We start from the raw sequence: 13,037 nt of genomic DNA, 5'->3' as shown, positions 1-13,037 counted from the left end.
TCTCACCCTCTAGTTTGCTTCTGTTTCGACGAGAGGATGCGCCAAGGCACCCTGAATGCACGATGATCTGCTGGGGCTTGTCCGGCAACTGGCTTCAGGTCGAAGGGATACGCGGCCACACGCCAGCGTATGACCACGGTGACGCGATCACCGACGAGACTCACTTCTCAGGCTTGAAGTCGGGGCAGGGCTCGCTGCCGCTCCTCTCTCCGCGGGTGGAGGGACTCCCCGGCGAAAGGTACAGTGCGCTGTCGGTCATAGCCACTGATAGGATCTCCTTGGTCGCAAACCGATGGCTCGTGTAGGTCAATCTCACTTCGAAGCAATTGAGCCAATGGAACGGCATCTATCCCGACGATGCCGCCTTCATTTTCCAGAACGTCGATCCGTCTGACTTCGGAGCGGTTGAGCTTCAGGCGAACTCCGATACCGCCACCGTTCTCCGCAATGAAAGCGGCACCGGTGTTTTCGAGCGCGGTTTGTAGCTTGTCGCAGATGTCCCAGTTGGGGAGGGTGATCCGACGCTCGAATTCTTCGATGACCAACGGATCCACGCCTGAATTGCCGGCGAGCTTGTCGCGGGTCCATTCTTCTCGTACCGACCCGAATTCGCTAGCGGGCGGACTTATCGCAGGGAAAGTTTCGCGGCACGGGTTCGCAGCTCCCGTTGGTGCCGCAAACCTTATCTTGTCTCCGACTGCGCAACGATGGGGGGGAACTCAGCCAGAGTCAGGTGGGTTCTCTAGTGATTTTTCGCCGATTGGCAGCAAAACGGAAAACACTGCGCCATGAGGTTTGTTCGGCGTTGCCCATATCCTGCCGCCATGCGCCTCCACGATCGAGCGACAGATCGGCAATCCCATCCCCAACCCACTGGACTTGGTCGTGTAGAAGGCCTCGAAGATGCTGTCGGGATTGGACTGAGACAGGCCCGGACCCGTATCACTTACCGCGACAAGCACGGCGTCCGAGTCAGCCTTGCTGGTGCTGATCGACAATTCGCGCAGTGGCTGCCCACCCTCGCTCATGGCTTCGATGGCGTTCATAATCAAATTCAGGATCACCTGTTGTAATTGGACTCTGTCCCCTAAAATGCGTGGCAACCCTTCTGCCAGTTGCATCTTCGCTACGACGGCCCTCTCTGACATTGGAAGACGGGCTAGAGCCGAAATTTCCAAAATTGTTTCGTTGATTTCCAAATTTTCCTTCCGAGCCGGCGCATTTTTGGAAAAGTCACGAATCCGGCTCACAATATCGGCGGTCCTCTTACCGTCTCTGATGATGCGGTCAATGGCGTGCTTCGCCCCTTCCAAATCTGGCGGCTGACGAGCGAGAAAGCGCATCGCGGTTCCAGCATTCGTAAGCGTGGCAGCGATAGGTTGATTGACTTCGTGGACAATGGAGGCTGCCAGTTGACCCATTGTCGCTACGCGGTTGGCGTGCGCCAGCTCTGCCTCGGCGCGTTTTCGCTCCGTCAGGTCCACAACGAAGGCCACGCCCTGATGTCGCAGTTCGTCGAAGGTCGCTCCACCCACAAGTACGGGCACGAGATCGTTATTTTTCCGAAGAAGATCCTTCTCATACGGTCTGCAGGTTCCACTGGAAGCCATGTCCGCGAATGCTCGTTCGTCGGCCCCGCTCCATTCGGAGGGGGTCAAGGAGTTCCAGCGCAACGAGCCCGAAGTAACATCGTCGCGGCCATATCCCACGATTTGGAGAAAGGCCTCGTTGGCTTCCGTAATGCGACCATCTAGATCGAAAATACATATTCCGATGATATTGGAGTCGACAAGGCGTCGAACCTTCGCCTCCCGTTCTTGGAGATCGCTGTACAAGCGTGTGTTCTCGAGCGAGATCGCTGCTTGCGCCGCCAGCAGTTCCAGCACCGCGATTCGCGCCGGCGTGAACGCGTGTGACGTCAGCGCGTTTTCCAGGAGCAGAATTCCGGTCAACTCTCCCTGTTTGATCAGCGGAACGCACAGGATTGACTTCGATTGTCGATGGCTCAGATAGTCGTCCACGGAGAACAGGTTAGGTTTCGAGGCATCGTCGAGAATGACGCTTTCCTGTGTACGGATGACGTAGCGGACGAGGGATTCTGGACACGTGATTGGGGTGATCGGCTCTTGATGGAGCGCGACTTCGATCTGATTTCCGGCGGCCCGCGCTTCCGCATGGATCAAATATTCACCGCCTGAGGGCAGAATAAGAAGCCCACGATCCGCGCCCGCGTTCTCGATCAAGGTTCTCATCAGCCGCTTGATCAACTTGGGCAACTCGATCTCGCCAGACAAAGCCTGAGAGGCTATTATGACACTCTCTGCGTCCAGATGTTGAACCCGGGAGCCGGTGGCCACGTCACGACCTTGCGCTTCCGAAGGGGCCAGGTGCGGATAAAGCCGGTCTAACTGCCGCGCCTTGCCCTCGGCGCCCCAGCGGAGATAACACCGCCGAGCATGACGCAGATGGGCGATGGCGGAAATCTGTGAGCCGCGCGCATTGTAAAACCTCGCGGCCAACTCATAGGCCAAGCCTTCGGTCTGTACGAACCCTTGATCGTGAGCAGAGGAAATTGCCTCCTCGTAGAGCCGCATGGCGTCAGCGTCGCGTCCTTCGATACGGGCGATCTCTGCAGCTACGAGTGCGTGTTTGTCGCCGAAGGTCGGTGGGTAGTTTTCGGCCCACTCTCTAAGTTGCTCCAGGTGCAGCGCCAGCAGATCATTCCATGCTCCCTTCTCGCCGACCGAAGCGTTTTCATAGAGCGTGGTCAAGGTCAGCGCGGTATAGTAAATATAATCGAGTCGCTGGAAATGGACCGGTGCAGCCCACAACAATTCTTTCGCCGTCTCGGCTGATGCGAGCGCCTCGACGTAATCGCCTGACAAGAACCGGGCTTGTAACTTCAAGATCCAGTACAGGCAGGCCGCCGTGGCCGTCCCATCTGCGGTGATTTGCGCTTCGAAATCCACTTCGTCAAATTGCGCATCGCTGAAGGTAGAGAAAGTTAAGGTTCGGCCCTGCATGGTCGCAACGAAGCGTTGCTGGGCCTCGATCACGGTAGCGACGTCATGAAACCGAGCTTTCCGGACAAGGTCCAGGCCCCTTTCCGACTCCCGCCACACTGCCTCCAGCGGATCGTTCCGCGCCAGAAAATTCGTTATCGACTTGTCCATGCAGTAGCAGGCGACAGTCAGATCACCGGTTTCAGTTGCTATGCGAAAGGCCGTTTGCAGAAAATCTATCGAGGTTGCGATCGGTTGGGTCCAGACGGCGACAACGCCTTTCGCATGATAGGCCTTCCCGCGGTACGCGACGAAACCTTGCTTATCGACAACATCGCAGGCGAGCTCGGCGAATCGATAACCGTCTCTGTAACGGCGAAATACCGGTCCGAGGATTTGGCCGAGATCGGCATAGCCATGGGCCGATGCGCCGCAGGTTCCGTGCTGCATTGTCATCTTCGCAATCCGGCACGCGAGCAGCGACCACAAATGGAAGTCGGTATGATTAGCAGGGGAGAGGAGCACTGACAGCACATCCATCGCGGCCAGCATTTCTGGATCCGTCATCATTGGCAGATCGATCAAGTTTTCGATCGGCTGTCCGCCAAGAGTTTGCCAGACCGTTTCGTATTCGGCCTGGACTTGCGCCTCAGTCGGGTGCGCCGAGATGTCAATGCCGAACAGGCGCAGGCATGAGAGTGCGCTGTCGACGGCTTGGGCGTTTTCCGATTTCAGAGTGTGGAGCAGGACTTTCAGACGATAGGTAGTCGCCAGGTCGACTTTCGACGCCGCGCGTTGCAGCAAATCAATTATCAATTGCTCGGCTTCTTCGAAGTTGCCGCTCAAGAATTCGCATTCCGCACGTTCTAACCAGAGGCCGAATGTCAGTTCGTATTGGTTGTTCCAGCTTGTTTTGTCGAGCATAGCCATGCCGGCCGCTAGATACACGGATGCGGACACGTAGGCAGCGGACGCTTTGGCCTTTCTCCCTGCGCGCAGGTTGAGCGTCGCCAACTGGAATTTCTCCCGAGGTTCAATCAGTTGTCCAGCGCCCCGATTGAGCTGGCCGGCGACATCGAACAGGTGCTCGACGAGCTGGTCATCAGTCATGTTCGCTAGAAGCGTGCGGCCCACGAGCAGGTGAGCGTCAACTCGATGCTCGTCGGGGATAAGCGAATAAACCGCCTGTTGAATTCGATCATGCAGAAACCTGTACGCGCCATCCTGCTGATCGATGAGACCAGCATAGACGGCTTCCCGGAGCGTCTCGTGCATTGCTTCCTCTGTCTCTTTCTGAACCAGAGTCAGGATGGCGACGTCGGTGGCGTGGCCAAGACAGGCGAGTTGTTTCAACACGTCTTGGGTCGGGGGAGAAAGCCGCTTCAGCTTCTCCACCATGAGATCCACCACATTATCGGTATAGCCCTTGGCGTGTATGCGATCGATTTCCCAATGCCAAGCTTGCGCAACAGGATCAAATGTGAGCAATGCCTCGTCGGCCAATTCCGTCAAAAATTGGATTGCAAAGAATGGGTTTCCCCCGGTCTTCTCCTGAACCAGCTGCGACAAAGGCCGCGCCCGCTGGATGTCACAGCGGATTGCACTCGCGGTAAGCTGGCCGATCTCGTTGGACCGGAGGGGACCCAGCTTTATCTCACCGATCCTCGCATCCGTTTTTTTGATCGTATCCAGCGTATGCAAAAGCAGGTGAGCGGGACCGACCTCGTCGTCTCGATAGGCGCCAACCAGCAGAAGGTGGCGCACTTCCGAATGCGTGATCAGGTGCCCGATGAGGTCGAGTGTGGCTGCGTCCAGCCATTGCAGATCATCTAGGAACAGCACGAGTGGGTGCTCCGGCGTGGCAAACGCGCCAAGGAAGCGACGGAACACAGCCTTAAATCGGTTTTGTGCCTCTTGGGATGGCAGGTCGGAAACGGGCGGTTGTTTCCCGATGATGAACTCCAGTTCGGGAACGAGGTTGACGATCAGCTGTCCGTGCACACCGACCGCATCTGACAAGATACGCCGCCACCGATCCACTTCCCCTTCGCTCTTGACGAGAATCTGACGGACCAGGGTCTGGAAGGCCTGTGCCAGGGTTGAGTATGGGCTATCGCGCTTGTACTGGTCGAACTTGCCTGCAGCGAAAAGTCCCCGCGATGGAACGAGGACCTTGTGTAACTCGTTCACCACCGAGGATTTGCCGACACCGGAATAGCCGGATATCAATACTAGCTCGGAGGTGCCTTCGACCACTACCCGATCGAACGACGCGAGCAGAGAGTCGATCTCGGTTTCGCGCCCATAGAGCTGCTCCGGGATCATCAGCTGGCCCGATGTGTCGTGGATGGCTAGCGGGAATGGTTCGATGCGACCATGTAGCTGCCATTCCACCAGGCACCGACGCAGGTCGACCTCGACCCCCCCTGCGGTCTGATAGCGCTCCTCGGCCGTCTTCAGGAGAAGCTTCATCACGATTGACGAGAGCACCTGAGGAATTTCGCTTATCCTCTCAGTGGGCGACACAGCACGCCTCGCAATATGGCAGTGCACCCATTCCATCGGATCAGAAGCGGTGAACGGGAGCCGGCTGGTCAAAATTTCGTACAGCGTGACACCAAGAGAATAGAGATCGCTCCGGGAATCGATAGACCGGTTCATACGCCCCGTCTGTTCGGGAGCCATGTACGGAAGCGATCCAGCGATGAATTGGGGCGCTTCAAGCTGCTGACGCTCCCGCGGAAGCCGAGACGCAACCCCAAAGCCGGTAAGCCAAACGCGACCGCGCTCGTCTACAAGTGCGTTCGCCGGCTTGATGTCCTTATGGATGAGCCCTTGTTTATGGACTTGGCCGAGCGCCACTGCCAAACCAATGGCAATACGCAGGAAGCGGGATAAATCGATGGGGAGTTCTTTGTGCTGCTCTATTGCTTGATCTAAGGGTTCACCTCCTGAATCCTCAAGGATGAGGAGCATTCGTCCTCGGTGGCGAGCCATGGCGAGGGGCCGGGCCGCCCATGCTGCATCAAGTCCGCTCGCCAGCGCGTATTCGTGTTCGAGCCGCCGGATACTCTGAAGTGACGGCTGCTCAGCAGCGACCGACACCGCTAGAATCGGTGTCTGGTTGCCGAGCTCTTTGCCGCGGTAGAGCGTGAACTCCGGCCCTTCGCGAAGCACCTCCAAGGCGTACTCGGAATCCTCGGCCATCAAGCTTCTTGTTGCTAGGAGAATGAGCCCTTGTCACAGAAAGAGATTGGCCCGCGAAATCCGAAGTCGAGCACGACCCTACTGTCAATCTGCCGGAGCGTCCAATCTTTATTGGTTTGCTGCGAATGCGCTGCGGCCCGATCCTAGCCTTGCCGGACAAAACGCCACTCTCCACAAAGAGTCTTTTGTCCTGGAGTTCCTCGTGTCAGAAGTCCGGCGCATTGATGAAGCGAACCGTTCTGATCCCGCAACTCGGCACGGCGCAGCTCGCTCCCGAACCGTCGCCCCGGCAATTCGTCATTCTCGACGATGAGTCTTGCACAGGAAGGACCGCGCCACACAACTGGTTCGCCACAGGGGCGCATGGCGAAATGGCTTACTCGAAACTCTTCAAAACTGCGTGATGTGAGGCCGATCAGTCGCGACACGCTCTTTTGATCTCGAGACAATGCATCTGGCCAGGCGAGATCTCGTTACCATCGATCCAAAGCTTGACCGGTCTCGGCGTCGAACAGGTTCAACTTGGCGATGTCGGGAGCGACGAAGAGGGTTTCCCCGGGACGGGCGCCGATTCTGTCGCGAAACACGGCGACCGCTGGTTCGCCGCCGATTGTCAGATGAACCTGGGTCTCCGAACCCATCGGCTCAACCACGCCAACCAACGCGGCGGTTCCCTTGCCCGGTGCACAGACGCTCAAATGCTCTGGCCGGAACCCGTATTGGACCGGCTTTCCGTCTGGCGCGCTAAAGGCTGAACCGACCGGCAGTGGCGTTCCGTCAGCTGTTCGCACCACTGGCGCGCCGTTGTCGCGTGCGACCACGCCGCTGATGATGTTCATCGACGGCGAGCCGATGAATGTCGCGACGAACATGTTCACCGGATGATCGTAGAGATCGAGCGGCGTGCCGATCTGCTCCACCCGTCCGTTGTTCAACACGACGATCTGGTCGGCCATTGTCATGGCTTCGATCTGGTCGTGCGTTACGTAGACGGTGGTGGTGCGCAGGCGCTGGTGCAACGCCTTGATCTCGGCGCGCATGGCCACGCGCAGTTTGGCGTCCAGGTTCGACAGCGGCTCGTCGAACAGGAAGACCTGCGGGTTGCGCACGATGGAGCGGCCCATGGCGACGCGCTGCCGCTGGCCGCCTGACAGCTGGCGCGGGTAGCGATCGAGCAGCGGCGTCAGGCCGAGGATTTCCGCCGCCTTCGCGACCCGCTCGTCCTTCTCGGCCTTGGGCGCCTTGGCAAGCGTCATCGAGAACGCCATGTTCTCGGCAACTGTCATGTGCGGGTAGAGCGCATAATTCTGGAACACCATGGAGATGTCGCGTTGCTTCGGCGGCAGATTGTTGACCACCTTGCCGCCGATGCTGATCGTTCCGCCCGAAATGTCCTCCAGTCCGGCGATCATGCGCAGCAATGTAGACTTGCCGCAGCCCGAGGGGCCCACCAGCACCACAAACTGGCCGTCCGGTATCTTGACCGAGACGCCGTGCAGCACGGCGTGCCCGGCGTAGGATTTCAGGACATTGTCGATTTCGACTGAAGCCATCGAGGTCTTCCCTGTGATCGTGGGACGCTCAGGCGCCGCTCACATGCAATTCATCGGTGGACAGCGCGCCTTCGGCAATCAGCAGTCCGATGCCACCGTTGGCAAACGCCTCGGCGCTGGTGTCATCAGCCTCGATCGCCACACCACCGAACAACGCTTTGATTCGGCTGCCCTTGACGGTCAGCGCCACCGGGATCCTCTGTTCGAAGACGAAGTCGTAAGTCGTCTCCGCCAGCACGACCGTGTCGGCATCCCGTGTGCGCACGATCTGCAGCTTGCCGTCGCGGGTGGCGCGCACGGCGTAGTAGCGCCGCAGGCCCTGAACGCGCGCGCAGACGCCGCCGTAATTGCCGAGATGAATGACGATGTCGCCCGAAACTTTGTAGTCGGTCCATTGCCGCGTGCCGTGAATGACGATCCCTTCGTCGCGGCTTTGCGAAACGCGGAAGCTCGGCGGATAGCGCTTGGAAAAGAAACTGACGCCATTTACCCAGGCCATGCGCCAGAAATCGCAGTCGCCGGCGGGGCGGTGCAGCGTGAGTTCCGGCGCTCCGTCCCACCTGAGGTAGTCGAGCAGCACGCTGCCATCGGCGCGCCTGCCGTCGCTGGCGAGCACGATGCCGATCTCGGCGATCGGCTGGCCGTCCAGATCCGGCAGGCGCCAAGACAGGACGCGCTCTTCGCCCGCCTTCAGGGTGACCGCATCGCCATCGATGTCGCGCAGACGATCCTCGCCATCAAAGGCGCGGATGCGCAGCCGCACCGACACCGCGCCCTTGTTGTGGCGATCGGCGACGACGCGCGCCTTGACCACTTGCCCGGGATAGACCAGCGGCGTCGCCATCAAATCGTAGGTGCGCATCGACAGCACCTCGCGCGGCGAGAATGTCGGCGTCGTCACCGCGGCGCTCAGCCCAGGCGCCAGTGCCTCGTAGTTTATGGTCAGCGCACGGGCATTCTCGAACTCGACATTGCCGACGCGAACGCCGATCGCCGAACCATGACCTTCGACGGGCCGAAAACCCTGCTGGCTGCCGGACAGCGAGAAATGGAACTGTGCGCCGTCCTTGGGTGCATCGAGCGGAGTGCCGCCGGCAAGCGTCATGCCGAGATTGGCGATGTAATAGGCGGTGCGCACCGCGTCGTTGATCGAGTTGCCGCCATCAGCCGACGAGATCAGCAGGCGGTCGGCGATCGGCCCCCGCCAGTCCGGGCCGGCCTCGATGCCGTCGAGGCCGAGCATCAGCGCCAGTAGGCAGCCGACATTGCCGGCATTGCAATCGGTATCCCAACCGGAAGTGTTGACGATCATCTGCGCCTTCTGGAAATCGTCAGGAGCATAAAGCACGGCCATCACCATCAGCGCGTGGTTGGGCACGACATGGCAATTGCCGGGATATTTGTCGTAGCCATATTTGTCCTCGATCTTCTGGCGCGTGTCGTGCCAGTCCGGATGCTGTTTCACCCAGCCTCTGATATCGGCGATGAGCTTGGCGATCAGGCTGTCGCGCGGGATCACCGACAGGCCGGTGTCGATGAGGTGGTCGATGTCGCTGGACACGAAGGCCTCAGCTTCCATGGCCGCCCACAGCATCGCCGCGTAGACGGATTCGCCGTCATGCGAGACCCTGCCGGCCTGTTCGGCAAGTTTTGCCGCCAGAAGCGGCTGCCCCGGCGCCACCATGGCCCAGCCGTCGATGAAGATCTGCGCGCCGATCTGCTCGGCGACGGTCGCACCATTGGTGGCGATTGACCCCGAATGCGGGGCCGGTATGCCTTTTTTGAGATTGAGCCAGGCGGTATGCTCGGTCGAGTTGCCGCTGCCGCCCCACCACAGGATCGAACGCTCCTCGACGATATAGTTCAGCCAGGCCTTGCCGATGGCCTCGGCCGGCAGATCTGGCGAGATGCCGTAATCCTCGAGTGCACGGATGAAGGTGAAGGTGCCGGCGACATCGTCATCGGTCACCACCAGCGGCTGGTTCAGGCGCTCGTGCACGTAATAGTCGATCGGCCCGAGCTCCTTCATGATCTTCTGGTAGGTCCAGCCCTCGAACGGCCGGCCGAGATAGACACCCACCAGCTTGCCGAGCACGCCGGCATAGACCCGTTCCAGATAGTCGTTTGGCAACTGCATGTTCTGCTCCAGATGATCGAAAAAGTTCAGCCCTTGACCGAGCCGCCCGCCATGCCTTCGATGAACCGCTTCTGCATGGCGACGAACAGCACCACCACCGGCACCACGATGATCAGCGCGGCGGCCATGATCTCACCCCAATCGGAACTGTATTGGCCGCTGAGCAGGTAGAAGCCGATCACCGCGGTGACCTTGTCCGCCTTCTGCAGGAACGTGGTCGCGATCAGGAATTCGTTCCAGGAATTGAGCCCGATGATCAGCGCGACCGTCAGGATGCCGGGTGACACGATGGGCAGCATGACCTTGGAAAAGACCTGCCAGTGGGTGGCGCCGTCGATCAGCGCGGCCTCCTCGAGTTCCTTCGGCACGGCGATGAAATACGTCCTCAGCAGCATCACCGCGAACGGGCTGTAGAGGGCGGTGTAGATCAGCGCGACGCCGAACACGTTGTTGATCAGCCCAAGCTTGGCGAAGCCGAAATAGAGCGGGAAGATGTAGAGCTGGATCGGCGCCGTGGTCGTCGCCAGCAGATAGAACGTCCAGATCTTCCACGAGGCGATTTTCCTGCGCGCCAGCACGTAGGCCGACAGCGAGGATGTCGAGCAGACGAGGACGATCGTCGTTCCCGAAAGCAGCAGCGAATTGACGAAGGTCTTCGAAAACTTGGCGTGGGTCCAGGCGTTGACGAAATTCTCCCAACGGATCGGGTTCGGCAGTGACAGAGGGCTCTGCACGATCTGCGCCGCCGGCTTCAGCGAATTGAGCACCAAAAGCGCATTCGGAAACAGCGCGATGAAGGCGCCGATGCCGAGCACGATGTAGGAGATGGTGAGCGTGGCCCGGCTTTCGACCATTCTCATTGCTCGCCCTCCTGCGTCTGCAGGCGCACATAGAAGAACGTGCCGACGAGGCCGAACAGGCTGATCACCAGCGCCGCTGCCGCCGCTTCGCCGACATTGAGATCGTAGAAGGCGTGGCGATAGGCCAGCGTCGACAGCACCTCGCTGGAAAACGCCGGCCCCCCCTGGGTCAGGATGTAGACGAAGTCGAAGGCGAGGAAGCTCCAGATCACCGTCATGATCATCATCAGCATGATGGTCGGCCGGATCGCCGGCAAAAGCACGTAGCGCATCATCTGCGCGTAGCTGGCGCCCTCGATGCGCGCCGCCTCGATCTGCTCCTGCGGCACCTGCCGAAGGGCCGCGAAGAAGATGACGCACAGAAATCCCCACCAGTGCCAGAGGTCGACAGTCGCCACGCCGAACAATGCCGTCGATGGTTGCGCCAGCGGATTGGCCACGGGCAAGCCCATGCGCGCCAGCATGCCGAACACACCGGTGACGGGGCTGTAGATCATGCCTTGCCAGACGCGCGCGGTGATGACCGTGGCGATGACGACGGGCAGGAAATAGACGACCTGGAAGAAATTGCTGCCGCGCCTGACGATCAGCAGCATCGAGGCCGCCAGCAGTCCCATGGCGATCGGCACGACAAGGAAGATGGCGGTCCAGATGATATTGTTGGTCAGCGCCGACCAGAAGACGCCGTCGGCAAACAATGCCCGGAAATTGTCCAGCCCGGAAAAGGTCGGCGTCGAAATTCCGTCCCAGTTGCAGAACGCCAGGACGACCGTCAGCAATGCCGGAACCAGCACGATGACGAAATTGATGATCAGCGTCGGGACGAGATAGAGCCGGTGCATGGACAATTGCCCTGGGTTTTCAGAGGGCGCCCTGTCAGGCGCCGCTCCTTCGCTGGTTCGGATGGTTCGTGGCTGATACCGGTGCCGGCCTCAAGCCCGCTTCGGGACCGCCGGCACCTTGCCGGCCGCCTTTTCCTGCTGGAAGGCGTCGTCGAGCTTCTTGAGGTAGTCCTTCGAGCTGATCTTCTTCAGCCAGACTTCCTCCATGCCGCTGACCAGATAGGTGTCGGTGGCGGGCGGCAGGAAGGTCCATGTCGTGTAGCCGTACTGGCCGGCGCCGACGGCCGACGACAGGTTCTTCATCGTTTCGGTGTAGAGCGGCAACACCTTGTCGGAAAGCTTCACTCCCGACAGATCCTTCAGCGGCAGGTTCCACTCGCCTTGCCACACCGAGTTCATGTCGCCGTAGAATTTATCGCTGAAAATAGTGTCGAGCACCGCCGCCGCTCCATCGGCATTTTCGGATTTCGCGTTGATGGAGAGCGTCGAGCCGATGCCGAGCGCATAGACCGGCGGGCCGCTCGTGCTCGGAAAACCAACGAAGGCCGGCTCGGCATTGTTGGGCGGGAAATAGGTCGGGATGTTGGTGAAACTCCAGGTGCCGCTCGGCGCCATCCCGGCCTGGCCGGTCGCCACCTGGGCGAATGCCTGCTCCAGCGTCAGCGAAAAATAGTTCGGGCCGTAATAACCCTTCTGCCACCACTCATCGAGCTTATCGATCGCCGCCTGAATGGACGGGTCGGTCCACGGAATGGCGCCGGTCAGCGCCTTGTAGACATTGTCGGGGCCGGCCACCGAGTTGAGCACGATCGAGACATGATGCTCGTTGGCCGGCCGCCAGTCCGCATTGCCGCAGCCGAACGGGACCAGGCCCTTGCCCTTCATCTCGTCGGCGAGCGCCTCGAGTTCGGCGATTGTGGTCGGCGCCTTCCAGCCGTTCTTGTCGAACAGCGTCTTGTTGTAGAACAGGCCCAGCGTCTCATAGGTCTTGGCAAGCGCGTAGAGCTTTCCTTCGTATTTTCCCAGTTCCATGAACAGCGGCAGCAGCCGGTCGTCCCAGCCGAGCTTCGCGGCATAGTCGTCGAGCGGCAGCAACTGCCCCGCCTGCGCCATCGACGCGACATAGCTCGGTCCGGCGGTGAAGACGACATCGGGGCCATTGCCCGAGAGCATCGCAATGCGCAACTGCTTGTCGAGGTCGGAGCCGCGGAAGTCGATCGAAAGATCATCCTGTGGATGTGCGGCATTGAATGGGTCGATCAGAATGGTCTTGAGATTGTCCTGGTTTTCCGGCGAGGCGGATTCGTACCAGAAACCGATAGGCTTCTTGTCGTCTGCAAAGGCCAGGCGCGACAGCAGCGGCAGGGCGGCGAGGCCGAGGCCGGTCTTGAGCAATGTACGGCGTTCCATGTTTTCTCCTCCGATCTTTCTCGTTT

7 protein-coding genes are annotated in these 13,037 nt (G+C 59.8%); all 7 read right to left on the bottom strand.

Going from position 1 to position 13,037, the window contains the following annotated elements:
- Nucleotides 1-167 precede the first annotated feature (167 nt).
- The gene (locus X741_RS1000000170330) at nucleotides 168-545 is read right to left on the bottom strand and encodes a hypothetical protein (protein ID WP_198023950.1); all 378 of its coding nucleotides are present in this window, start codon (nucleotides 543-545) and stop codon (nucleotides 168-170) included.
- Between the two features lie 174 nt (nucleotides 546-719).
- Entirely contained in the window at nucleotides 720-6,209 is a 5,490-nt protein-coding gene (locus X741_RS156090; RefSeq protein ID WP_245272685.1) for an ATP-binding sensor histidine kinase, read from the bottom strand.
- 473 nt (nucleotides 6,210-6,682) lie between these two features.
- Nucleotides 6,683-7,762 (bottom strand): sn-glycerol-3-phosphate ABC transporter ATP-binding protein UgpC, encoded by a 1,080-nt coding sequence (gene ugpC / locus X741_RS156095; protein ID WP_023777400.1) that lies wholly within the window; start codon nucleotides 7,760-7,762, stop codon nucleotides 6,683-6,685.
- Between the two features lie 28 nt (nucleotides 7,763-7,790).
- Complete coding sequence (locus tag X741_RS156100) at nucleotides 7,791-9,899, bottom strand: ADP-ribosylglycohydrolase family protein (RefSeq protein ID WP_023777399.1); 2,109 nt, start codon at nucleotides 9,897-9,899, stop codon at nucleotides 7,791-7,793.
- 26 nt (nucleotides 9,900-9,925) lie between these two features.
- Complete coding sequence (locus tag X741_RS156105) at nucleotides 9,926-10,759, bottom strand: carbohydrate ABC transporter permease (protein WP_023777398.1); 834 nt, start codon at nucleotides 10,757-10,759, stop codon at nucleotides 9,926-9,928.
- Nucleotides 10,756-11,601 carry a sugar ABC transporter permease gene (locus X741_RS156110; RefSeq protein ID WP_023777397.1) on the bottom strand — a complete coding sequence of 282 codons (846 nt, stop codon included), beginning with the start codon at nucleotides 11,599-11,601 and terminating at the stop codon, nucleotides 10,756-10,758. Before X741_RS156110 ends, X741_RS156105 begins: the two co-directional genes overlap by 4 nt.
- Nucleotides 11,602-11,691: 90 nt before the next feature.
- A complete protein-coding gene (locus tag X741_RS156115; RefSeq protein ID WP_013895494.1) occupies nucleotides 11,692-13,011 on the bottom strand; it encodes an extracellular solute-binding protein in 1,320 nt (439 codons plus the stop codon).
- Nucleotides 13,012-13,037 lie beyond the last annotated feature (26 nt).

Source organism: Mesorhizobium sp. LNHC221B00, from assembly GCF_000502935.1.
Lineage (GTDB): Bacteria > Pseudomonadota > Alphaproteobacteria > Rhizobiales > Rhizobiaceae > Mesorhizobium > Mesorhizobium opportunistum.
The sequence above is the reverse complement of the archived record's forward strand: the minus strand, read 5'-3'. Positions and strand labels throughout refer to the sequence as shown.

Bases quoted from the DNA above. Each gene is read 5' to 3' on its own strand.
- X741_RS156115 (WP_013895494.1), bottom strand. From the start codon at position 13,011: ATGGAACGCCGTACATTGCTCAAGACCGGCCTCGGCCTCGCCGCCCTG.
- X741_RS156100 (WP_023777399.1), bottom strand. From the start codon at position 9,899: ATGCAGTTGCCAAACGACTATCTGGAACGGGTCTATGCCGGCGTGCTC.
- X741_RS156105 (WP_023777398.1), bottom strand. From the start codon at position 10,759: ATGAGAATGGTCGAAAGCCGGGCCACGCTCACCATCTCCTACATCGTG.
- ugpC (WP_023777400.1), bottom strand. From the start codon at position 7,762: ATGGCTTCAGTCGAAATCGACAATGTCCTGAAATCCTACGCCGGGCAC.
- X741_RS156110 (WP_023777397.1), bottom strand. From the start codon at position 11,601: ATGCACCGGCTCTATCTCGTCCCGACGCTGATCATCAATTTCGTCATC.
- X741_RS156090 (WP_245272685.1), bottom strand. From the start codon at position 6,209: ATGGCCGAGGATTCCGAGTACGCCTTGGAGGTGCTTCGCGAAGGGCCG.